This is a genomic window from Streptomyces sp. NPDC001544 (assembly GCF_042894285.1).
Taxonomy (GTDB): domain Bacteria; phylum Actinomycetota; class Actinomycetes; order Streptomycetales; family Streptomycetaceae; genus Streptomyces.
On sequence record NZ_JBIAVN010000006.1, the window covers coordinates 315,090 to 337,374 of the forward strand.

General features: G+C 73.0%; 19 protein-coding genes and 1 tRNA gene. 11 read left to right on the forward strand and 9 right to left on the reverse strand.

The window, feature by feature from the left end:
* Positions 1 to 186: 186 nt before the first annotated feature.
* Entirely contained in the window at positions 187 to 1,242 is a 1,056-nt protein-coding gene (locus tag ACFY0F_RS18675) for an LLM class F420-dependent oxidoreductase (protein ID WP_388794872.1), read from the reverse strand.
* Between the two features lie 165 nt (positions 1,243 to 1,407).
* Here ACFY0F_RS18675 and ACFY0F_RS18680 point away from each other — a divergent pair, with 165 nt between their 5' ends.
* Together ACFY0F_RS18680 and ACFY0F_RS18685 are read left to right on the forward strand one after the other, a co-directional pair.
* Positions 1,408 to 2,391 (forward strand): aldo/keto reductase, encoded by a 984-nt coding sequence (locus ACFY0F_RS18680; RefSeq protein WP_388794875.1) that lies wholly within the window; start codon positions 1,408 to 1,410, stop codon positions 2,389 to 2,391.
* On the forward strand, positions 2,388 to 4,655 hold the full coding sequence (locus ACFY0F_RS18685) for a helix-hairpin-helix domain-containing protein (RefSeq protein ID WP_388794878.1): 2,268 nt from the start codon (positions 2,388 to 2,390) through the stop codon (positions 4,653 to 4,655). The genes ACFY0F_RS18680 and ACFY0F_RS18685 overlap by 4 nt, the downstream gene beginning before the upstream one ends.
* 60 nt (positions 4,656 to 4,715) lie before the next feature.
* On the opposite strand, the gene ACFY0F_RS18690 is transcribed toward ACFY0F_RS18685, so the two are convergent.
* A complete protein-coding gene (locus tag ACFY0F_RS18690; RefSeq protein ID WP_388794881.1) occupies positions 4,716 to 5,411 on the reverse strand; it encodes a hypothetical protein in 696 nt (231 codons plus the stop codon).
* 47 nt (positions 5,412 to 5,458) lie between these two features.
* On the opposite strand from ACFY0F_RS18690, the gene ACFY0F_RS18695 reads away from it, so the two are divergent.
* The gene (locus tag ACFY0F_RS18695; protein WP_030053310.1) at positions 5,459 to 5,647 is read left to right on the forward strand and encodes a DUF5703 family protein; all 189 of its coding nucleotides are present in this window, start codon (positions 5,459 to 5,461) and stop codon (positions 5,645 to 5,647) included.
* Positions 5,648 to 5,717: 70 nt separating this feature from the next.
* On the opposite strand, the gene ACFY0F_RS18700 is transcribed toward ACFY0F_RS18695, so the two are convergent.
* The 3 genes from ACFY0F_RS18700 to ACFY0F_RS18710 form a co-directional block, all read right to left on the reverse strand.
* Positions 5,718 to 6,779 carry a chaplin family protein gene (locus ACFY0F_RS18700; protein WP_388794883.1) on the reverse strand — a complete coding sequence of 354 codons (1,062 nt, stop codon included), beginning with the start codon at positions 6,777 to 6,779 and terminating at the stop codon, positions 5,718 to 5,720.
* Between the two features lie 111 nt (positions 6,780 to 6,890).
* Complete coding sequence (gene chpH, locus ACFY0F_RS18705; RefSeq protein ID WP_388794886.1) at positions 6,891 to 7,124, reverse strand: chaplin ChpH; 234 nt, start codon at positions 7,122 to 7,124, stop codon at positions 6,891 to 6,893.
* Between the two features lie 160 nt (positions 7,125 to 7,284).
* A complete protein-coding gene (locus ACFY0F_RS18710) occupies positions 7,285 to 8,610 on the reverse strand; it encodes a M20/M25/M40 family metallo-hydrolase (RefSeq protein ID WP_388794889.1) in 1,326 nt (441 codons plus the stop codon).
* 195 nt (positions 8,611 to 8,805) lie between these two features.
* Between ACFY0F_RS18710 and ACFY0F_RS18715 the strand changes: the two genes are divergently transcribed.
* The 4 genes from ACFY0F_RS18715 to ACFY0F_RS18730 all read left to right on the forward strand — a co-directional run bounded on the left by ACFY0F_RS18715 (position 8,806) and on the right by ACFY0F_RS18730 (position 15,005).
* A tRNA-Leu gene (locus ACFY0F_RS18715) sits at positions 8,806 to 8,893 on the forward strand.
* A gap of 364 nt (positions 8,894 to 9,257) precedes the next feature.
* Positions 9,258 to 13,124, forward strand: a complete 3,867-nt coding sequence (locus ACFY0F_RS18720) for a Pls/PosA family non-ribosomal peptide synthetase (protein WP_388794892.1) — start codon at positions 9,258 to 9,260, stop codon at positions 13,122 to 13,124.
* 110 nt (positions 13,125 to 13,234) lie between these two features.
* Entirely contained in the window at positions 13,235 to 14,578 is a 1,344-nt protein-coding gene (locus tag ACFY0F_RS18725; protein ID WP_388794895.1) for a M1 family metallopeptidase, read from the forward strand.
* A gap of 13 nt (positions 14,579 to 14,591) precedes the next feature.
* Positions 14,592 to 15,005, forward strand: a complete 414-nt coding sequence (locus ACFY0F_RS18730; protein ID WP_388794898.1) for a YchJ family protein — start codon at positions 14,592 to 14,594, stop codon at positions 15,003 to 15,005.
* Positions 15,006 to 15,010: 5 nt separating this feature from the next.
* On the opposite strand, the gene ACFY0F_RS18735 is transcribed toward ACFY0F_RS18730, so the two are convergent.
* Complete coding sequence (locus ACFY0F_RS18735; RefSeq protein ID WP_388794901.1) at positions 15,011 to 15,712, reverse strand: FadR/GntR family transcriptional regulator; 702 nt, start codon at positions 15,710 to 15,712, stop codon at positions 15,011 to 15,013.
* Between the two features lie 139 nt (positions 15,713 to 15,851).
* On the opposite strand from ACFY0F_RS18735, the gene ACFY0F_RS18740 reads away from it, so the two are divergent.
* Entirely contained in the window at positions 15,852 to 16,373 is a 522-nt protein-coding gene (locus tag ACFY0F_RS18740) for a gluconokinase (protein ID WP_388794904.1), read from the forward strand.
* Positions 16,374 to 16,466: 93 nt separating this feature from the next.
* Positions 16,467 to 17,864 (forward strand): GntP family permease, encoded by a 1,398-nt coding sequence (locus tag ACFY0F_RS18745; protein ID WP_388794907.1) that lies wholly within the window; start codon positions 16,467 to 16,469, stop codon positions 17,862 to 17,864.
* Positions 17,865 to 17,926: 62 nt separating this feature from the next.
* On the opposite strand, the gene ACFY0F_RS18750 is transcribed toward ACFY0F_RS18745, so the two are convergent.
* The 3 genes from ACFY0F_RS18750 to ACFY0F_RS18760 all read right to left on the reverse strand — a co-directional run bounded on the left by ACFY0F_RS18750 (position 17,927) and on the right by ACFY0F_RS18760 (position 20,403).
* Positions 17,927 to 18,553 carry a cytochrome b/b6 domain-containing protein gene (locus ACFY0F_RS18750; RefSeq protein ID WP_388794910.1) on the reverse strand — a complete coding sequence of 209 codons (627 nt, stop codon included), beginning with the start codon at positions 18,551 to 18,553 and terminating at the stop codon, positions 17,927 to 17,929.
* Positions 18,537 to 19,262 carry a molybdopterin-dependent oxidoreductase gene (locus ACFY0F_RS18755; protein ID WP_388794913.1) on the reverse strand — a complete coding sequence of 242 codons (726 nt, stop codon included), beginning with the start codon at positions 19,260 to 19,262 and terminating at the stop codon, positions 18,537 to 18,539. Before ACFY0F_RS18755 ends, ACFY0F_RS18750 begins: the two co-directional genes overlap by 17 nt.
* A gap of 85 nt (positions 19,263 to 19,347) precedes the next feature.
* Positions 19,348 to 20,403: a hypothetical protein gene (locus ACFY0F_RS18760; protein ID WP_388795263.1), complete on the reverse strand. Its 1,056-nt coding sequence runs from the start codon at positions 20,401 to 20,403 to the stop codon at positions 19,348 to 19,350.
* A gap of 424 nt (positions 20,404 to 20,827) precedes the next feature.
* On the opposite strand from ACFY0F_RS18760, the gene ACFY0F_RS18765 reads away from it, so the two are divergent.
* Positions 20,828 to 21,721 carry a DMT family transporter gene (locus tag ACFY0F_RS18765; protein ID WP_388794916.1) on the forward strand — a complete coding sequence of 298 codons (894 nt, stop codon included), beginning with the start codon at positions 20,828 to 20,830 and terminating at the stop codon, positions 21,719 to 21,721.
* Between the two features lie 45 nt (positions 21,722 to 21,766).
* Positions 21,767 to 22,279: an NUDIX hydrolase gene (locus tag ACFY0F_RS18770; protein ID WP_388794919.1), complete on the forward strand. Its 513-nt coding sequence runs from the start codon at positions 21,767 to 21,769 to the stop codon at positions 22,277 to 22,279.
* The last annotated feature ends 6 nt before the right edge of the window (positions 22,280 to 22,285 follow it).

Consider the following 22,285-nt stretch of genomic DNA (forward strand, 5'->3'; position numbering starts at 1 on the left):
ATCGCGGGTGCTGCAACACCTGTGTGGGCCGACTGGACCGGAAGAAGGAGCACCGGGGTCGCGGCGGGGGCGTAACCGCGCGGACCCGGGCGCGTTGTTCCCCGTGACGGCCGTGGCGGGGAAGATCCCCCGAGCCCCCACCACGGCCGCGAAGCCCCGGGCGTCCCCAGCCTCGCCCAACGCCCCCTACGCCAGTCCCGCCCGCTCCAGTGCCTCGATGCCGGCGCGGAGGGAGGCGAGGCGCTCGTCGAGCGTGAAGCCGGCCGGGGCGAGGCTGAGGGTGGTGACGCCGGCCGCGGCGTAGGCCTTCATCCGGTCGGCGATGCGGTCGACGGAGCCCAGCAGGGTGGTCTTGTCGATGAGGTCCTGCGGGATCGCGGCCGCGGCGCCCTGCTTGTCCCCGGAAAGGTATTTCTCCTGGATCTCGGCGGCCTCCTTCTCGTATCCCATGCGCCGGGCGAGCTGGTTGTAGAAGTTCTGCTTGGCGCTGCCCATGCCGCCCACGTACAGGGCGGTGTAGGGGCGGAAGACGTCGGCAAGCCGGGACACGTCCTTGTCGTCGCCGACGGCCAGCGGCAGGGTCGGGCAGACGTCGAAGCCGTCCATGGTCTTCCCGGCCTTCTCGCGCCCGGCCCGCAGGTGGTTGATCGTGGTGTCCTCGAGGTGCTCGGCGGAGGGGAAGATCACCAGTGCCCCGTCGGCGATCTCACCGGTCTGCTCGAGGTTCTTCGGCCCGATGGCGGCGATGTACAGCGGGATGTGCTCGCGCTGCGGGTGCACGGTCAGCTTGATCGGCTTGCCCGGCCCGCCGGGCAGCGGCAGCGTCCAGTGCCGGCCCTCGTACGTCAGCCGCTCACGGGTCATCGCCTTCCGTACGATCTCCACGTACTCGCGGGTGCGGGCCAGCGGCTTGTCGAACTTGACGCCGTACCAGCCCTCGGAGACCTGCGGCCCGGAGACACCGAGGCCGAGCCGGAAGCGGCCGCCGGAGAGCGAGTCGAGCGTCGCCGCGGTCATCGCGGTCATCGCGGGCTGGCGGGCCGGGATCTGGAAGATGGCGGAGCCGACGTCGATGCGTTCGGTCTGGGCGGCGACCCAGCTGAGCACGGTGGCCGCGTCGGAGCCGTACGCCTCGGCGGCCCAGCAGACGGCGTAGCCGAGCCGGTCGGCCTCCTTCGCCACGGCGAGATTGTCCGCGTCCATTCCCGCGCCCCAGTAGCCGAGGTTGATCCCGAGCTGCATGGCCGATTCCCCTTACCCATCAGTAACGTCCCTGTGGGGGCGACCCTAGCGCGGGTGGGTGGACGATGGGGCCGCACGGGCGGGTGCGTGGGCTCCGACCAGGGCGGGAAATCGGTTATCCACAGGCAGCCCACGTACCAGTCCCGGCCAGTAATCTCGGCCAGCATGGAGCAGAGGCATCTGGGCAGTACCGGCCTGCGCGTGTCCCGGATCGGGCTGGGCACCCTCACGTGGGGCCGGGACACCGACGAGCACGACGCCGCGGACATGCTGAAGGCGTTCTGGGAGGCGGGCGGGACCCTCGTCGACACCGCGGACGTCTACGGCGCCGGAGAGGCCGAGTATCTGCTCGGGCAGCTCCTGGAAGGGCTGGTGCCACGCCGGGACCTGGTCATCTCCACGAAGGCGGGGAGCGTACCCGACCCCGACCGCCGTTTCGACGGCTCGCGCGGGCATCTGCTGGCCGCGCTGGACGCCTCCCTGGCCCGCCTCGGCACCGACCACGTCGATCTGTGGCAGGTGCACGCGTTCGACCCGGACACCCCGCTGGAGGAGACGCTGCAGGCCCTGGACCTGGCGGTGAGCAGCGGCCGTGCCCGGTACGTGGGCGTCGCCAACTTCTGCGGCTGGCAGCTGGCGAAGGCGGCGACCTGGCAGCTCGCGGCGCCGGGGACGCGGACCCGGCTGGCGGGTACGCAGATGGAGTACTCGCTGCTCCAGCGCGGTGTCGAGCGCGAGGTGCTGCCGGCCGCGCTGGACCTCGGGCTGGGGTTGCTGCCGTCCTCGCCGCTCGGGCGCGGGGTGTTGACCGGGAAGTACCGCAACTCCACTCCGGCGGACTCGCGCGGTGCCTCGGAGCATCTGGCGCCGTTCGTCGCGCCGTATCTCGACGACACGGCGACCCGCATCGTGGACGCCGTGACGACGGCGGCGGACGGTCTCGCGGTGACCCCGCTGCAGGTCGCCCTCGCCTGGGTGCGGGACCGTCCGGGCGTCGCCGCGCCGATCGTGGGAGCGCGCAACGCGCAGCAGCTCACGGCGGCGTTGTCAGTGGAGGCCCTTAGTCTTCCTGACGAGATCTGCCGGGCGCTCGACGACGTGTCGGCGCCCGTGCACCGCTATCCCGATCACGACTGGAGCACGCTGTGAGCACGGACCCGGAGACCTCGGGGGTCTCCGACGGATCGGCAGAAGGCACCGGAACCCCGGACAGCACGCCTGGGGCGACCGGGGTCGGCGAAGGAGCCGCGGAGACGGGCGGCCCGGACGCCCCCGCCGAGGCCGCGGACCCCTCCCCGCCCACCGCGGGAGCGGGCGCCGGGGAGGCCGACACGGCCGACGCGGGGGGCGCGACCGGGGCGGCCGGGGACAGCGACGAGAACACCGCCGGGGACACCGCATCAAAGCCGTCCGAGGCGGAGGCCGAGCTGGCTGCGCAGCGGATCGAGCGGGAGCGGATCGAGCGGCGGAAGGCCGCGCGGCAGGGGCCGATCGCGAGCGGTGGCAAGCTGAGCGGCACGGCCGCCGATCTGCTCGCGGCCGTGCGGGCGGTGGAGAGCGGTGAGAAGCCGGCCGCCACGGTGTTCGCCGAGCCGGAGCCCGTCCCGCGCAGGCCGGCCGCCGAGCCCGTGCGCAGGCCGGAGCCGGCTCCGGCCGCCGCCGCACCCGCGCCGGACACCGTCGAGGCCGTACGGCGCGTCCTGGCGGAGGGCGGTGCGCCGGACGCCCTCGCGCCGCAGGTCGCGGCGGTCCTCGGCGAGGGTGCCGACGCGGTGCTGCGGGCCGATCCCTGGCAGTTGCTCCGGGTGGCGGGCGTGCGGCCGGAGCAGGCCGACGGCTTCGCGCGGGCGCTGCTCGGTGCGGAGTGCGGCCCGGACGACGAGCGGCGGGGCCGGGCGATGACGGTCTGGCTGCTGGAGCAGGCGGCCCTGGCCGGGCACACGGCTCTGGAGCTGCCCGCGCTCACCGAGGCCCTGGCCCGGCGGGCCGTGCCGGACCCGGAGGCGACCGTGCGGAGCGCGATCGCGGAGGGCGAGGCCCTGGTGTTCCAGGACGCGCTGGAGGAGCCCGGCGCCCCCGCCCGGCCGGCTCAGGAGGACGAGGAGGAGGGCGAGGAGCAGCGCCCGGTGCGCGTCCTGGCCGGTCTGGAGCGGTACGCGCTCGCCGAGGAGAGCCTCGCCGACGGTCTGGCCCGTCTGGTCAACGCGCCGTCCAAGGAAGCACCCGAGGAGTGGGAAGCGGTGACGGCGGCCGGCGGCGCCGCCGAACTGGTCCGTGCCGTGGCCGGCCATGGTCTGGTGCTGCACACGGGCGGCGAGGCGGCCCGCGCCGAACCGGCGGCGCTGTTCACCGCGGTCCGGGCGGCCGGACTGCGGGCCGTCGCGGCCTGCCACACGCCGGACGGGCGGGACAGGTTCGCCGCCCTGCTCGCCGCCGACGGCGAGCTGGAGGGCAGCGGCCCGGTCGTGACCGTGACCGGTCTGCTGGCCGGCACCGAGGGGCCCGGCCGGGACGCCGACGGCAGCCTGGACCTGGACCTGCTGATCGTGCTGGACGCCCCGCAGCTCGACGTGGAGGGCGCGGCGGTGATCGTGGAGTCGCTGCCCGACGGCGCCCGCCTGGTGCTGAGCGGGGACCCGGCGGTCCTGTGGTCGGCCGGGCCCGGCCGGGTCTTCGCCGACCTGCTCGCCGCCCGCGTCTGCCCGCAGGTGGCTTCCCGGGTCCCCGATCCGGGTCCGCTCGGTGAGCTGGTCTCCGGTGTCGGGGCCGGTGAACTGAACCAGGTCGAGGCTCCCGGCAAGGAGATCGTCGTCGTGCCGGTCCGGGACGCGGGCGAGGCCGTGCACCGGACGGTGCAGCTGGTGGCGGACTCGGTGCCGCGGGCCATCGGGGTTCCGCCCGAGCAGACGGTGGTGATCACGCCGGGCCACGGGGGCGCCGCGGGCACCCGGGCGCTGAACGCGGCGCTCAAGGAACGGCTCAATCCGGGCCCCGGGCGCTTCGGCGGTTTCGACCCCGGCGACCGGGTCGCCTACTCCCCCGCTCCCGGCCGTACGCTGCCGGGCCAGGTGGTGAACGCCGACGCCGAGGGGTTGCACCTGTCGTGCGCGGGCGTGCCCGTGGTCGTACCGCGGGAGCGGGTGGAGCAGTCCGTACGGCACGGGTGGGCGCTGACCGCGCACCAGGCGGTCGGCGGGCGGTGGCCGGCGGTGGTCGTGGTGCTGCCCGGCGATGCGGCCCAGGCGCTCAGCCGGCCCTGGGTGTACACGGCCTTCGGCCGGGCGAGCCGGCATCTGTCCGTGGTGCACGGCGTCGAGCAGGCGCTGCCCAGGGCCGTCGCCGAGGTCCTGGCGAAGCCGAGGACGACACGTCTGCCGGTGCTGTTGAGAGCGCAGGTTCCGGCGGCCGGCTGATCGGGACCGGCGGTGCCGTACCGGCCCGAGGGCCCGTGCGGCACCGCCGGTCCGGCCGGGTCAGCGGTCGGCGTCCAGGGGCTCCAGGTCCTCGTCCTCGTCGAGGTCCTCCGCCAGTTCGTCGATCTCGTCGGTCTCGTCGTCGCCGTCGTCGGTCTCGTCGTCGAAGACCGCACTGACGTCGAAGCGGCACACCACCCGCTGTTGGTCGATGTGCTCGAAGGGGGCCTCCAGCCATTCGCCTGGTTCGGCCGGTTCCTCGGCGGCGGTCACCCAGAGCGTGGAGTCGCCTTCCTCGAGGCCGAACTCCTTGTGCCTGGAGGCGATCTCGTCGGGTTCGAACTCCCCGAAGAGGATGCCCAGGGCTCCGTGGACGGTGCCGGCGGCGTCCTCGCCGTCGTCGTGGTCCGCCGCCTCGACCCGCTGGGCCTGTGCGCGCAGCCGCTGGGGTTCCGCCACGGCGTAGTCGCGGCGGATCAGCACGCTGATCCCGTTCGGTTCCTCGGGGCCCGCGTACGGTGGAAGCGAGTCTTCCGCGGCGGGGATCTCGAAGGGGGTCACCTCGTCGTAGCGGTCGTAGAGCAGCTCGTCGTACGCCTCGGCGGCCGCCGCCAGCTGGTTGAACGCCTCGTAGACGGCCGGGTCGTCCTCCCCCGACCTGCGTTCGACCGCGGCCAGGTGACGGTCGAGCGCGGTCTTGACCGCCTCGGCGGCGGCGCGTACCTCGGCAGCGGTGGGCTGCGCAGCATCAGACATAGTGCAGACGCTATCCGTACCGGGCCCCAGCCCGCACAATAGATGCGATGCCGGAATACGAATTTGTCGACGTGTACGTGCCTCGCGGGGTCTCCCGCAAGGACGCCACCCGACTGCTGACGGACCATGCCGAGTACGGACACTGGGAGTTGGACCGACTGAGCCTGCTGCGGGACGGCAGCCGCAAGGTGCGGTTGCGCCGGCGGATCATCCGTCAGGTGCGCGCCACGTGGTGAGGCAGCGCGAAGGGGCCCCGCACACGGCGGTGCCCCCTCCGTTTCCACCGGTGGGGGCACCGGTCGTGCGTCACGCCGAGGCCCGCGCCCTGCGGTAGAGCACCGCGCCCGCCAACAGCGCGCCCGCGCCCGCGGGCAGGACCACGCCGAGCGGCAGGTCCCCGCCGGTGTGGGCGAGCTGCGCGGCGGCCGACAACGAGGTGTCGGCACGCCCGCCCTGCTGGCCGACGTGCGAGGAGCCGCCCGGCGCACCCGGGGTACCGGGGTGCCCCGGAGTTCCGGGGTGGCCCGGAGTACCGGGCGTGCCCGGGTGCTGCGGACTGCCGGGGTGACCAGGCTGACCCGGGTTGCCGGGCTGGCCAGGGTGACCAGGCTGACCCGGGTGACCAGGCTGACCGGGGTTGCCCGGCTGGCCCGGGTTGCCCGGCTGTCCCGGCTGGCCCGGAGGTGTTCCGTGCCCGTCGCCGGGCGGCTGGGTCTGGTGGCCGCCACCGTAGCTCCCGCCGTCCGCGCAGTGGTTGCCCGTGGTGGAGTTGCCGGCACCGATGACGTCGACGCTGTTGCCGCACACGTTCACCGGCACGTCGACCGGGACCTGGACGAGGTTGCCCGAGCCGACGCCCGGGGAACCGCCGGTGTACCCGCCCGCGTGGGCGCCGCCATGACCCGAGCCGCCGTGATCGGCACACTCGTTGCCCACCGCGGGGTTGAGCAGACCCACCACGTCGACGCTGTTGCCGCACACGTTCACCGGCACGTGCACCGGCGCCTGGACGGTGTTGCCGGACAGCACGCCCGGCGAACCGCCGGTGTGCCCGCCCGCGTGGGCACCGCCGTGACCCGAGCCGCCGTGGCCGTAGCCGCCGTACCCACCCGAGGAGTGGCCGCCGCCGTGGTTGACGCACGTGTTGCCGACCGCGGGGTTGAGCACCCCGACGACGTTCACCGTGTTGCCGCAGACGTTCACCGGCACGTGCACCGGCGCCTGGACGGTGTTGCCGGACAGCACGCCCGGCGAGTGGGACGCGGAGCCGGTCGCGCCGGAGTCCGCGTGGGCGTAGCCACCGGCGGCGGCCAACACGCCGGTCGCGGCCGCCATGGTCATCAGACCCTTTCGGGTAGCCTGTCGCATAGCTGAATTCCCCCCTGCCTTCATTCCTGGATTTCACAGAAGACCGGTCGGCCCCGGAGCGCATGGCGCGCGCTCCGGGGCCGACGCGTGAACGCCCTCAGAGAGACGACGTCACTTGTTGACGCAGGTGTTGCCGAAGGCGGGGTTCAGCAGCCCGATCACCGAGATCGTGTTGCCGCACACGTTCACCGGGACGTGGACCGGCACCTGGACGACGTTGCCGGAAGCGACACCCGGGGAGTGCACGGCGGCACCGTGGGCACCCGAATCGGCGACGGCCAGACCCGCGCCCGCGAGAACCAGACCACCGGTGGCAGCCGCAGCGGCGACGACCTTCTTGAGCATTATTCCTCCTTGTTGGCAAAAGCGATCTCGTGTCGCTGATCGCATTACCTGTAACGAGGAGGGAGTAATGGAGCTACGAGCTTATCGTCGCATTCACTCTTTTCAGTCGATCTCGTACGGGCGCCCGAATAGCTCAGCCCATTGCCTCACGACGCGTGCCTCACGACGCGTCGATGAACCGGTCGAGCACGCGCACACCGAACTTCAGCCCGTCCACCGGCACCCGCTCGTCCACCCCGTGGAACATGCCCGCGAAGTCCAGCTCCGGCGGCAGCTTCAGCGGAGCGAAGCCGAAGCCGCGGATGCCGAGGTCGTCGAAGGACTTGGCGTCCGTACCGCCCGAGAGCATGTACGGGATGGCCTTGGCGGCCGGGTCCTCGGCCAGCAGCGCGGACTGCATGGCCTCGACCAGCGCCCCGTCGAAGGTGGTCTCGACGGCCTTGTCGGCGTGCACGTCCTCCCGCTTCACCTTCGGCCCCAGGATCCGGTCGAGGTCGGCGAGGAACTCCTCCTCGTGCCCCGGCAGGAAGCGCCCGTCGACGTGGGCGGTGGCCTCCCCCGGAATGACGTTGACCTTGTAACCGGCGCCCAGCTGCGTGGGGTTGGCCGTGTTGCTCAGGGTCGCGCCGATCAGCTTGGCGATGCCGCCGAGCCGGGCCAGCGTGGACTCCATGTCCTCCGGGTCCAGCTCGGTGCCGAGCGCGTCGCCGAGCTCGTCGAGGAAGGCCCGCGTGGTCTTGGTGACCCGCACCGGGAACCTGTGCCGGCCCAGGCGTGCCACCGCCTCGGACAGCTCGGTGATGGCGTTGTCCCGGTGGATCATCGACCCGTGCCCGGCGGTGCCGGCCACGGTGAGCTTCATCCAGTGCATGCCCTTCTCGGCGGTCTGGATGAGGTACAGCCGCCGCTGCTCACTGACGGTGAACGAGAACCCGCCGACCTCGCTGATCGCCTCGGTGACCCCGTCGAAGAGCTCGCGGTGGTTGTCGACCAGGTGCCGCGCCCCGTACGTGCCGCCGGCCTCCTCGTCCGCGAGGAAGGCCAGCACGATGTCCCGGGGCGGCCGGCGTCCGCTGCGCAGCCGGTCCCGCACGACCGCCAGCGTCATCGCGTCCATGTCCTTCATGTCGACCGCCCCGCGACCCCAGACGCACCCGTCGGCGACCTCCCCGGAGAAGGGGTCGTGGGTCCAGTCGACGGCGTTGGCGGGTACGACGTCGAGGTGGCCGTGGATCAGCAGCGCGGGCCGGGACGGGTCCTCGCCCTCGATACGGGCCACCGTCGACGCCCGCCCGGGGTGCGACTCGTAGATCTTCGGGTCCAGTCCCACTTCGGCGAGCTTCTCGGCGACGTACTCGGCGGCCGTGCGCTCGCCGGGACCCGAGTGGTCGCCGTAGTTGCTGGTGTCGATCTGGATCAGCTCGCGGCAGAGGTCCACGACCTCGTCCTCGCCGGTGACGCCCTTGGCCGTGTCCGTCTCGCTCACGCTGCTTCCTCCCGCTGTCTGGTCGGTTCCCCTCATACTCCCTCCCCGCCCGCCGCGCCCCCAAGACCGGCCCCGGCCCGTCACACCCCGTTCACGCGCGGGCGGGCGGCGGGACGGGGTGTGATCGGCCACCCCCGAAAGCCTGGTAGTGTTTCCTGTGTCGCCGCGAGGGAGACCACGCACGACAGACACCTTGTCCGGGTGGCGGAATGGCAGACGCGCTAGCTTGAGGTGCTAGTGCCCTTTATCGGGCGTGGGGGTTCAAGTCCCCCCTCGGACACCAGTCGGGACCCCTGCTCAGCAGGGGTCTTTCGCATGTTCGGGGCCGTGGCGCAGGCGGCTCGGCGCGCAGTGGACCGGCCCTCACGTGCGGTGGCGGCCAAGGTGCCGCACATCGGGTGTTTTCCACCCCCCGGCGGCCTTTGTGGGCCATCTCTCCTCCGGGCGAAAGACCGCCAGGTCAACGGCTTCTGACCGACCCTCACCCCTCCCCCGAACGGCCCAGCCGAGTGGCCGCGAACAGGCCCGAATCGTAGCGTCGTACTAATATTTCCGGCTTGTTACGGAGCTGGACCCGGACAACCCCAGGCAGACCTGCGGGCCCGCCAGCGCCCCGGAGGCTTCCGGGATCGAGACGCGAGGACCCGATGGCAGCGATGCACGAGAGCAGTGCTCTCGGCCTGCTCGACGAAGAGATCCGCGAGCGGTTCGGTGACACGGCACGCTTTTCCGGTGGGCAGGCGGCTTCCCCACGCACGCTCGTGGACGTCTTCGACGCGTCCGTGCGCTCCTACCCGGACGAACTCGCCCTGGACGACGGCGCGGCACAGCTCACCTACCGTGCGCTGGCCGCCGAGGTGGAGCGGCTGCGGCGCCGGCTCGCCGCCGCCGGGGTCGGCCTCGGTGACCGGGTGGGCGTCCGCGTCCCGTCCGGGACCAACGACCTGTACGTCGCGATCCTCGCCGTGCTCGCCGCCGGTGCCGCCTACGTTCCCGTGGATGCCGAGGACCCGGACGAGCGGGCGGAGTTGGTGTTCGGGGAGGCCGAGGTGCGGGCCGTCGTCGGGGCCGGGCACGAGCTGACCGTCACCGGCCGCAGCGACGTCCCGGCCGCCCGGCCGGGCGTGGAGCAGGACGCGTGGATCATCTTCACCTCCGGCTCCACCGGCAAGCCCAAGGGCGTCGCCGTCACCCACCGCAGCGCCGCCGCGTTCGTGGACGCCGAGGCCGCGCTCTTCCTCACCGACGACCCCCTGGGGCCGGGCGACCGGGTGATGGCGGGACTGTCCGTGGCGTTCGACGCGTCCTGCGAGGAGATGTGGCTGGCGTGGCGTTACGGGGCCTGTCTGGTCCCGGTGCCCCGGTCACAGGTCCGCAGTGGCGCCGACCTCGGGCCCTGGCTGGTCGAGCAGGAGATCAGCGTGGTCTCCACGGTGCCGACGCTGGCGGCCCTGTGGGAGCCCGAGGCCCTGAGCGACGTACGCCTGCTGATCTTCGGTGGTGAGGCCTGCCCGCCCGAGCTGGTGCAACGGCTCGTGACCGAGGGGCGTGAGGTCTGGAACACGTACGGGCCCACCGAGGCGACCGTCGTGGCCTGCGCCTCGCTGATGTCGGGCGAGGAGCCGGTCCGGATCGGGCTGCCGCTGGACGGCTGGGAGCTGGCCGTCGTCGACGAGGCCGGGGAGCCGGTGCCGATGGGCGGCAGCGGACAGCTGGTGATCGGCGGGGTCGGGCTCGCCCGGTACCTGGACGCCGAGAAGGACGCGGAGAAGTACGCGCCGCTTGAGTCGCTGGGCTGGGAGCGGGCCTACCGCAGCGGTGACCTGGTCAAGGCCGATCCCGAGGGACTGGTGTTCCTCGGGCGGGCCGACGAGCAGATCAAGCTCGGCGGGCGGCGCATCGAACTCGGCGAGGTGGACGCCGCGCTGCAGGCACTGCCCGGCGTGGCCGGGGCCGCCGCCGCGGTGCGCACGGCCCGCAGCGGCAACCAGCTTCTCGTCGGTTACATCGTCACCCAGGAGGGCTGGGACCAGGCGGCGGCCGTCGAGCGGCTGCGCGCCGAGCTGCCCGCCGCGCTGGTGCCGTTGCTCGCCCCCGTCGAGGATCTGCCGACCCGCACGAGCGGCAAGGTCGACCGCAACGCACTCCCCTGGCCGCTGGAGGGCCTGGAGACCGGCGGTCCGGCCGAGCAGCTCTACGGCACCGAGGCCTGGCTCGCCGAGCAGTGGACGGAGGTCCTCGGCATCCCGGTGACCAGCGCCTCCGACGACTTCTTCGCGATCGGCGGCAGCAGCCTGGCCGCCGCCCAGCTCACCACCCGGCTGCGCACCCGTTACCCGAGCGCGGCCGTCCTCGACATCTACCAGCAGCCCACCCTGCGCAAGCTGGCCCGCCGCCTGGAGAAGTCGGCTCAGGACGACGGCGCCCGGCGCACCATCGCGCCGGTGCCGACGCGGGCCAAGGTGATCCAGCTGCTGCTGCTCGTGCCGCTGTTCACACTGCTGGGTCTGCGCTGGTCGGTGGCGCTGGCCGCGCTGGGGAACCTGCTGCCCGGATACTCCTGGCTGCCGACCGCGCCTTGGTGGCTGGTCGCGGCCGGCGCCGTCCTGCTGTTCAGCCCGCCGGGCCGGCTGGCGATCGCCGCGGGCGGGGCGCGGCTGCTGCTGCGCGGTGTGCGGCCCGGCCGGTACGCGCGCGGGGGCAGTGTGCACCTGCGGCTGTGGACCGCCGAGCGGCTGGTCGAGTTCAGCGGGGCGACCTCGCTGACCGGGTCGTGGCTGGAGCGGTACGCGCGGGCGCTGGGCGCCAAGGTCGGGCAGGACGTGGATCTGCACTCGCTGCCGCCGGTCACCGGCATGCTCAAGCTGGGCCGGGGCGCGGCGGTCGAGTCCGAGGTCGACCTGTCCGGGTACTGGCTGGACGGCGACCGTCTGGAGGTCGGCCCGGTCAAGGTCGGCGCGCACGCCGTCGTCGGCACCCGCAGCATGCTCTTCCCGGGTGCCCGGGTCGGCAAGCGGGCCGAGGTGGCGCCGGGTTCGGCGGTCACCGGGCAGATCCCGACCGGGCAGCGATGGTCCGGCGCGCCCGCGGTCAAGCTGGGCAGGGCCAAGCGGAACTGGCCGAAGGACCGGCCGCGGCGGGGTGCGTTCTGGCGGTTCATGTACGGCGTCTCCGGTGCCGGCCTGACCCTGTTGCCGGTGGTCGCGGGGGCGGCGGCGCTCGCCGTGGCCGGGGTGTTCGTGTCGCCCGGTGCCGGGCTCGGTGCGGCCCTGCGGGGCGCGGCGCTCGCGCTCGTTCCGGCCACGCTGGCCTTCGGGCTGGTGTACGCGCTGCTGGTCCTGGTCGCCGTACGGCTGCTGAGCCTGGGCCTGGCCGAGGGCACGCATGCGACGCACGGCCGGGTCGGCTGGCAGGCGTGGACCGTCACGCAGCTGATGGACCGGTCCCGGGAGACGCTGTTCCCGCTGTACGCCGGGCTGGTCACGCCGGTGTGGCTGCGGCTGCTGGGGATGCGGATCGGGCGGGGCGCCGAGGTGTCGACGGTGCTGGCGCTGCCCAGTCTGACCACGGTCGGCGAGGGCGCGTTCCTGGCGGACGACACGCTGACCGCGCCGTACGAGCTGGGCGGTGGCTGGCTGCGGATCGGGCGGGCCCAGATCGGGCGGCGGGCCTTCCTGGGGAACTCCGGGATGACCGCGCCGGGCCGGTCGGTGCCGGACGGCGGGCTGGTCGGGGTGCTGTCGGCGACCCCGAAGAAGGCGAAGAAGGGCAGTTCCTATCTGGGGCTGCCGCCGGTGAAGCTGCCGCGCAGTGCGAGCGACGGCGACCAGAGCCGTACGTACGATCCGCCGGCCCGGCTGCTGTGGGCGCGTGGTCTGGTGGAGGCCTGCCGGATCGTGCCGGTGCTGTGCTCGGCGGCGCTGGCCGTGCTCACGGTGGCGGCGCTGTGCCTGCTCGGCGCCTGGGCCCCGCTGCTGTCCGGGCTGGTGCTGCTCGCGGCGGGTGCGGCGGCCGGGCTCGTGTCGGTCGTCGCGAAGTGGCTGCTGGTGGGCCGGCACCGCAGCGGGGAGCACCCGCTGTGGAGCGGCTTCGTGTGGCGCAACGAGCTGGCGGACACCTTCGTGGAGGTGCTGGCCGTGCCGTGGCTGGCGGGTTCGGTGCCGGGTACGCCGCTGATGACGGCGTGGCTGCGCGGGCTCGGTGCGCGGATCGGGCGGGGTGTGTGGGTGGAGAGCTACTGGCTGCCCGAGAACGACCTGGTGACCCTGGAGGACGGGGCCACCGTGAACCGCGGCTGTGTGCTCCAGACGCACCTCTTCCACGACCGGATCTTGCGGACGGATACTGTGGTCCTCCGTGAGGGCGCGACGCTGGGCCCTGGCGGGATCGTGCTGCCCGGCAGCACGGTCGGGGCCCGGACGACGCTGGGTCCCGCGTCGCTCGTCATGGCCGCGGAGTCCGTTCCGGACGGCACCCGCTGGCTGGGCAATCCGATCGAGGCATGGCGTCCGTGAACGCGGGCCACTCGGAGCCCGACGCCGGCTTCGGCGCCCCGGAGGCGGACGGTGTTACGAGCGATGTTCCGGCACGGAGTGGCAGCGCGGCGCAGGGAGCGGACACAGCGGTGGCAGTGCAGCAGTCGGCGGGGCAGGACCCGTACTTCCCGGACAACGGTGACCCCCGGTACCGGGTGCACCGCTACGAACTGGTGCTGGACTACCGCCCGGTCCCGAACCGGCTGTCGGGCACGGCCCGTATCAACGCGATAGCGGGCCGTTCACCGCTCACCGAGTTCCAGCTGAACCTGGCCGGCTTCCGGGTGGGCCGGGTCCGGGTGGACGGCCGTCAGCCGCACTACACGCACCGTGGCGGCAGGCTGCGCGTGCGTCCCGCGAAGCCGGTCCGTGCCGGGGCGGCGTTCACGGTCGAGGTGCAGTGGTCGGGCAATCCCAAGCCGGTCACCAGCCCCTTCGGCGGGATCGGCTGGGAGGAGCTGGAGGACGGGGCGCTGGTGGCGAGCCAGCCGGTGGGGGCGCCGTCCTGGTATCCGTGCAACGACCGGCCCGCCGACAAGGCGTCGTACCAGATCTCCGTCACCACGCCGTCGGCGTACGCGGTGGTGGCGGGCGGGCGGCTGCTGACCCGTACGGCGAAGGCCTCGGCGACCACGTGGGTGTACGAGCAGTCCGCGCCGACGTCCAGCTATCTGGTCGGGCTGGCGATCGGCAAGTACCAGACGGTGCTGCTCGGCGACCCGGGTCCGGGGGGCGTGCCGCAGCACGGGCACATACCGGCGCACCTGCTGCCCCGCTTCTCCCGGGACTTCGCCCGCCAGCCGGCGATGATGGAGCTGTTCCAGGAGCTGTTCGGGCCGTACCCCTTCGACGAGTACGCCGTGGTGGTCACGGAGGAGGAGCTCGATGTGCCCGTGGAGGCACAGGGGTTGTCGCTGTTCGGCGCCAACCACGTGGACGGGGCGCGGGGTTCGGAGCGGCTGGTGGCGCACGAGCTGGCCCACCAGTGGTTCGGCAACAGCGTGTCCATCGCCGACTGGCGGCACATCTGGCTGAACGAGGGCTTCGCCAAGTACGCGGAGTGGCTGTGGTCGGAGCGTTCGGGTGGCCGCAGCGCGCAGCAACACGCCGCGTCCGCGCACCGGTCGCTGTCGTCGCTGCCGCAGGACCTGCGGCTGGCCGACCCGGGCCGCAAGCTGATGTTCGACGACCGGCTCTACGAGCGCGGCGGTCTCGCCGTGCACGCGGTGCGCTGCGCGCTGGGCGACGAGGCGTTCTTCCGGATGCTGCGCGAGTGGACGCGGCTGCACCGGGGCGGTGCCGCGTCGACGGCGGCCTTCACCGCACACGCCGCGCGCTTCGCGGAGGAGCCGCTGCACGACCTGTTCACCGCGTGGCTGCACGAGACACGGCTGCCGCCGCTGCCCCTGGGCGAGGCGCGGCGGACGGTCTAGCACAATGACGTCCATGACCTCGCGTTCCTGCCCGTGCGGGCTGTCCGAGCCGTACGAGAAGTGCTGTGGCCGATTCCTCCTCCAGTCTCGAACAGGCTCGACCGGGGGGACCCCCGTCGGTGCCGCCGCGGCGCCGACCGCGGAGGCGTTGATGCGGTCGCGGTACAGCGCGTTCGTGCGGGGTGACGCGGGCTATCTGCTGCGTACCTGGCATCCGCGGACTCGGCCCGCGCGGCTGGAGCTCGACCCGGGGACGAGGTGGACCGGGCTGGAGGTGCTCGGCACGAGTGGCGGGTCGGCTTTCCACTCCACCGGGACGGTGACCTTCCGGGCGTCCTACCGGGGCGGTTCCCTGCTGGAGCGGAGCCGGTTCGAGCGGGTGGACGGGGCGTGGGTGTATGTCGACGGGGAGTTTCCCGGCGAGTAGGGCCGTCAGGGCGCCAGGATGTCCAGTTCCTGCAGGGCGCCCGCGGTGATCTCCCTGGTCAGTTGCTCGGCGCGGGTCGCGTCGCCGGCGCGGACCGCCTCGGCGAGCTGGACGTGGAGGGTGACGGCGGCCGGGTCGGGGTCCTCGAACATGACCTCGTGGTGGGTGCGGCCGGTGAGGACCTCGGCGACGACGTCGCCGAGGCGGGCGAACATCTCGTTGCCGGAGGCGGTGAGGATCACCCGGTGGAAGGCGACGTCGTGGACCAGGTAGCCCTCCAGCCGCTGCCCGCGGGAGTTGGCGACCATGCCGAGGGCGCACTCGGTGAGTTCGGCGCACTGCTCGGCCGTGGCGTTCCGCGCGGCGAGGCCGGCGGCCACCGGTTCGACCGCGGAGCGCAGGACGGTCAGTGAGCGCAGTTGGTGGGGGCGGTCGGCGCCCGCCAGACGCCAGCGGATGACCTGTGGGTCGTAGACGTTCCACTCGTGCTTGGGGCGGACCGTCACGCCCACCCGGCGGCGGGACTCGACCAGGTGCATGGACTCCAGCACCCGCACCGCCTCGCGCATCACGGAGCGTGACACATCGAAGCGCTGTGCCAGCTCGTCCGTGCGCAGGACGCTGCCCGGCGGGTACTCGCCCGCGGTGATGGCGGGGCCGAGGGTGTCCAGTACGCGGCCGTGCAGCCCCCGGCCCGGTGTGCTCATGCACTCAGCGTACGGGGTGGATCACGCAGTCAAAAAGTCAGACTTATTTGTCACAGACCCTTGATTCGTCTTACCTAATCGGTTTCAGTGTCGGTCGACGCCGTTGGCGTCGGATGTCGATGAGGACAGCGAGGCAGAGATGCGCACCCCCCACGTCGTCGTGGTGATGGGCGTCGCCGGCACGGGCAAGACCACGATCGGTCCGCTGCTCGCCGCCCGGCTCGGCGTTCCGTACGCCGAGGGCGACGACTTCCACCCGGAGGCCAACATCGCCAAGATGGCGGCCGGCACCCCGCTCGACGACGCCGACAGGTGGCCGTGGCTCGACGCCATAGGCGCCTGGGCCGACGGGCGGGCCGGGCTCGGCGGGGTGGTCAGCTGCTCGGCGCTGAAGCGGTCCTACCGTGACCGGCTCAGGGCCGCCGCTCCCGGCGTGGTGTTCGTGCACCTGGCGGGCGACCGGTCGCTGATCGAGGACCGGATGGCGCACCGCCAGGGCCACTTCATGCCCACCGCGCTGCTCGACTCCCAGTTCGCCACCCTGGAACCGCTCCAGGCGGACGAGGCGGGCGTCGTCGTCGACGTCTCCGGCAGCCCGGAGGCCATCACCGATCGGGCCGTGAGGGCGCTCGAGGAGCTCCCCGGCCCTGCCGCCCGGTAGCCCGGCCCGATCCGGCCTGGCGGCAACCCGGCCTGCCGCCCGGCAACCCCCCACGCTCACCCTCTCCATCCCCCGTAACCGCATAGGACCCCCGTGACCAGACTCAGCGTCGAGATGCTGGCAGCGGACGCGCCCGCGCCGATCACCTCGGCCGGCCACGCCCAGCTCGGAATCGCCGTCCTGGTGGGCATCGCCGTCATCGTCCTGCTCATCACCCAGTTCAAGCTCCATGCCTTCCTCGCACTGACCATCGGGTCACTGGCGCTCGGGGCGGTCGCCGGCGCGCCGCTGGACAAGGCCATCACCAGTTTCACCACCGGTCTGGGCACCACGGTGGCCGGCGTCGGGGTGCTGATCGCCCTCGGCGCGATCCTCGGCAAGCTGCTCGCCGACTCCGGCGGCGCGGACCAGGTCGTCGACACGATCCTCGCCAGGGCCGGGGGCCGGGCGATGCCGTGGGCGATGGTGCTGATCGCCTCCGTGATCGGTCTGCCGCTGTTCTTCGAGGTCGGCATCGTGCTGCTGATCCCGGTGGTGCTGATGGTCGCCAAGCGCGGCAACCACTCGCTGATGCGGATCGGTATCCCGGCCCTGGCCGGCCTGTCCGTGATGCACGGGCTGGTGCCGCCGCACCCCGGACCGCTGGTGGCGATCGAAGCGGTGAAGGCCAACCTGGGGGTGACGCTGGCGCTGGGCATCCTCGTCGCCGTCCCCACGGTGATCATCGCCGGCCCGGTGTTCTCGAGGGTCGCGGCCCGCTGGGTCGACGTGCCGGTCCCGGACCGGATGGTCCCGCCGCGCGCGTCCGAGGAACTCGAGCGCCGCCCCGGCTTCGGCCCGACGCTGGCCACCGTGCTCCTGCCGGTCGTCCTGATGCTCCTCAAGGCGCTGGTCGACCTCGTCGTGGACGATCCGGCGAACACCACGCAGCGGGTCTTCGACGTCGTCGGCTCCCCGCTGATCGCCCTGCTCGCTGCCGTCGTCGTCGGCATGTTCACGCTTGGCCGGCCGGCCGGGTTCACCAAGGAACGAATATCGCAGACAGTCGACAAAAGCCTGATGCCCATCGCCGGCATCCTGCTGATCGTCGGCGCGGGCGGTGGCTTCAAGCAGACGCTGATCGACTGCGGCGTGGGCCAGATGATCCTGGACATGTCCAAGGACTGGTCGGTCCCAGCACTGCTCCTGGCCTGGCTGATCGCGGTGGCGATCCGGCTGGCGACCGGCTCGGCGACGGTGGCGACGGTCTCGGCGGCCGGTCTGGTCGCTCCGCTGGCGGCCGACATGTCGACCACGCACACCGCCCTGCTCGTCCTCGCCATCGGTGCCGGTTCGCTGTTTTTCAGCCATGTCAACGACGCCGGTTTCTGGCTGGTCAAGGAGTACTTCGGGCTCGGCGTCGGCCAGACGGTCAAGACCTGGTCGGTCATGGAGACGATCATCTCCGTGGTCGCCGGCGGGCTGATCCTGCTGCTGTCCCTCGTGATCTAGCGAGAGCCGACTGAGAGCCGGCGCGATCCGGGAGGCCTCGCGGCGGCCTCGGTACGGGTGGGTCAGGGGCGCCAGAGCGGATGCTCGCGCTCCGCCCACTGACGGCTCACCGTTCCGGTGCGCAGTCCCCGGCGGGCCTCGGGGTCGCCCAGCGCCATCCCGATGTGGCCGCCGAGGACGATGCCGATGGTCAGAGCCAGCCAGTCGTGCACGAAGGTGGCACTGGTACGCCACACCAGCGGGGTGAGGTGGGTGAACCACATCAGCAGGCCGGTGCCGAGCATCACCAGCGTCGCCCCGGCGATCCAGGCGGCGTAGATCTTCTGCCCGGCGTTGAACTTGCCCGCCGGGCGGGCCTCGGGCCGCCGGTCGCGGTGCAGGGCCGCGCGCAGCCAGACCCGGTCGTGCGGGCCGAAGCGGTTGAGGAAGCCGAGGTCGGTGCGGAAGGCGCGGGAGGCCAGGCCGAGCAGGACCGGTGCGGGCAGGGTGAGCCCGACCCACTCGTGGACGCGGACGACCAGCTCGCGGCGGCCGACGAGGACGGCCAGCGCGGGGATGTAGAGGCAGGCCGCGGTGAGGACGCACACGCCCATCAGCCCGGCCGTCGCCCGGTGCACCCAGCGCTCGGCCCGGCTGAAGCGGTGGAGCCGCGCGCTCGGCGGGGCGGGGGTCTCAGCTCGTAGGCTCATCGGTCCGTCCGTTCGAGCGGCCCACCCAGGCGTCCACGTCGTAGCCCGATTTCTCCCAGTAGCCCGGCTCGACGCGGTCGGTGACCGTGATGCCGGAGAGCCATTTGGCGGACTTGTAGAAATACATGGGCGCCACGTACAGACGGACCGGGCCGCCGTGGTCGTGGCCGATGTCCTTGTCCTGCATGCGCAGGGCGACCAGGACGTCGGGGCGGCGGGCCTGGGCCAGGGTGAGGCTCTCGGTGTACGCGCCGTCGAAGCAGGTGAACCGGATCGCCTTCGCGCCCTCGCGCACGCCCGCGGTGTCCAGCAGGTGGGCGAGGCGGACGCCCTCGAAGGGGGTGTCCGGGACGCGCCAGCCGGTGACGCACTGCACGTCCTTGACCAGCCGGGTCTGCGGCAGGGCGCGCAGGTCGGCCAGGGTGTAGGTGCCGGGGTGGTCGACGAGGCCGTCGACCTTGAGGCGGTAGTCCGCGGGGCCCTTGTGCGGGACGGAGGCGGTCACCGAGTAGTAGCGGAATCCGCCGCCGTTCGGCAGGAGTCCGGTCAGGCCCGTCGGGTCCTTGCCGGACACCGCGCCGAGCACGGACTCCATGCCGCGCTGCAGGGTGGGGGCGGCGAGCACGCCGAGAGCGCCCAGGCCGAGGGTGCCGAGGAAGACACGGCGGCCGACGGGGCGGCCCGGGTCCTCGGGTTGTTCGGGGTTCACGTACTCATTCGAGCACTGTCGGCGCCCGCGCGGCCAGTGATCGCGGATTCCCGTCAGGGTTCCGTAATCACTTCTCACCCACCTCTCAGAAGCCGAGCACCCGGACGCGGGCCGCGCGGAACGCGGTGTCCGGGTCGCGGTCCGGGTAGCACCAGGGCGCTCGGGTGGCGTGCCGGCCGATCCGCCGGAACAGGGCCGCGGCCTCGGCGGTGCGGCTCTGGCAGACCATGGCGTGCGCGAGGAAGTTCAGGTCGACGTGCCGGCGGGGGTGATCGTCGTGCTCCCACTCCAGCCACCAGTCGAACGCGGCCCGCGTCGCCCGCAGGGCCGGCCCGCTCGTCCAGTGGTGGCCGGCGGCCGGGCCGGCGGGCTGCCGGGCGGCCGCGGCCAGTACGCGGTGGCGCTCGGCGCGGGCGACGACGGGCAGGAGGGCGAGCGGGGAGTCGGCGGGTGCCAGGGCGGCGGCCCGGTCGGCGAAGTCGTACACCTCGTGTGTGTCGTGCAGCGGGTCGGGGCCGCGGTCGGTGCCGCGCTCGGCGAGCCGGGCGACCATCAGGTGGTGGGCGTGGTGGTGCTCGGGGTGCCGGTCGCGCACCTCGTCGAAGACCCGGGCCACCGCCGCGTCGCTGCCGACGGACCGCTCCAGTGAGAGCAGCCCGAGCCACGGTGTGGGGTCGTCGGGAGCCAGGGCCGCCGCGGCACGGCAGGCCGCACGGGCCGGGCCGGACGACTCCTTGCCGCGCAGGGCCCGTTGGACGAGGGCCAGGGCGAGCAGCGTGGCGGCGTCGGCGGAACGGGGTTCGGCGGTCAGCCAGTCGCGGGCCCAGGCGGCGCCGTAGGGGTCCTCGGCGAGAACGGTGAGCCGGTGGCCCCGGCGGTCCCAGTCGTCCCCGGTGCGCAGCAGCAGCGCGCGGGCGGCCTGGCGGCGGCCCTGCGCCAGGGCGGCGCGGGCGGCGGCCAGTTCGGTGTCGTCGTGGGCGGGATCGAAGGCGAGGGCGGTGACCGGGGCCGGTGCGCGCTCCGGTGCGGTGTCCTGCCTGTCGCCGGGTCGCGCTCCGGCGGGCCCGCGGTGCAGGACGGCGGTGTGGGTGGTGCCCCGGCGCGTGCGGGCACGGCCTGGGGGCGACGGGAGCGGGGACAGCGGGGGCCTTCCTCGGGGGCGTGGCTCTTCGCCGGCGGACGGGCGGGGTGCGGGCGGCCAAATGCGGGCCGCCATCGACCGATCACTCACAGCAAACCCCCAGCCAGTGGTTTCCGTCAAGCGACGGCGAGCTGTTACTCACTTCAACAACCTTTTCTCAAGCGGAAGTTGTGAGCCGCTCGAGGTCCGGCAACCGCTTGCGGGCAGCGTGGCGCAGGTCGTCGCTGTGGCGTGCGCCATGGCGGGACCGATCCGGTCAACGGACCATGGCGGTACGGTCCCGTCGTCGCCCCACTCCGGCCCGGCCACCGGGACCGAGTCAACTGCCCGGTTCCGGGTACTCCCAGGGCAACGTCGGCCCGGGAGCGCTACAGTCGGCGACTACGCACTCCGTGGCCCGGCCGGATTGATCGAGGTACGCAGCGTGTCGGTTCTGGTTCTGATTCTCGCGGTGAGCGCGGCCTGTTGCCTGGGCTTCGGGTTCGTGCTCCAGCAGGACGCCGCCCAGAAGGCACCGCTCAGCGACTTCCTGTCGTTCCGGCTGCTGCTCGACCTGATGAGAGTGCCGACCTGGCTGGGCGGCATAGGGCTGATGGTGGCGGGCATGGTCCTCGGCGCGATCGCCCTGGGCCGGGGTGAGATCTCCCTGGTGGAGCCGCTGCTCGCCACCAACCTCCTGTTCGCCCTCGCCCTGTCCCGGCACCGGACCAGACAGGTGCTGGGTCATCAGGGCTGGGCGGGCCTCGGGTTGCTCGCGGGGGGCGTCACCGCGTTCATCGTCGCCGGTCAGCCGCGCGGCGGGACCGCGGTCGCCGACCCGTTCCGGCACTGGCTGATCATCGGCGTCATGGTCGGTGTCGCCCTCCTGCTGACGACGTACGCCAAACGCTCACGACTGAGCTGGGGCCCGGTCCTGCTGGCTTGCGCGGCCGGGCTTCTGTACGGCGTGCAGGACGCGCTGACCCGGGTGAGCGGGGAGCGCTTCTCCTCGGGCGGTTTCGCCGAGCTGTTCACCGGCTGGCAGCCGTACGGGGTGCTGGTGCTCGGTGTGACCGGGTTGCTGCTGGTGCAGAGCGCGTTCGAGACCGCTCCGCTGCGCATGTCGCTGCCCGCGCTCACCGCGACCCAGCCGCTGGCCGGGATCCTGTGCGGGGTGGGCTTCCTCGGGGACCGGCTGCGCACCGACACGGGGGCGCTGGCCTGGGAGGCTGCGGGGCTCGCGGCGATCGTGGTGGGGATCCTGCTGCTGGGGCTGCATCCGGCGATGCCGCGCGGCACGGCGGAGCAGGAGCCGGCGCGGGATCTGCAGCGGCACTGACCCGGCCCGGCCGCCCATCGGTGCCGCCCTGCTTTCATGGGGTTCATGAGCGCTGACGAGATCCTCGACATCGTCGACGAGAACGACCGGGTCATCGGGCAGTACCCGCGCGGGGAGGTGTACGCGCGCGGGCTGCGCCACCGCTGCGTGTTCGTCCAGGCCCGGGACCGCGACGGCCGGCTCTTCGTCCACCGGAGGCCCCCGACCAAGCTGGTGTTCCCGTCCCTGTACGACATGTTCGTCGGGGGTGTCGTCGGGGCGGGCGAGTCCTACGACGACGCGGCGCTGCGGGAGGCGGAGGAGGAACTGGGGGTCGGCGGGCTGCCCCGGCCGTCGTTCCTGTTCAAGTTCCTCTACGACGACGGGGCCGGGCGGAGTTGGTGGTCGGCGGTGTACGAGGTCCGCTGCGAGGCTCCGGTCCGGCCGCAGGTGGAGGAGGTGGCCTGGCACGACTTCCTGCCCGAGGCGGAGGTGGAGCGGCGGCTCGGTCAGTGGGAGTGGGTGCCGGACGGGCTGGCCGCGTACGAGCGGCTGAGGGCGTTCCGGTCGGCCCGGTGACACCCG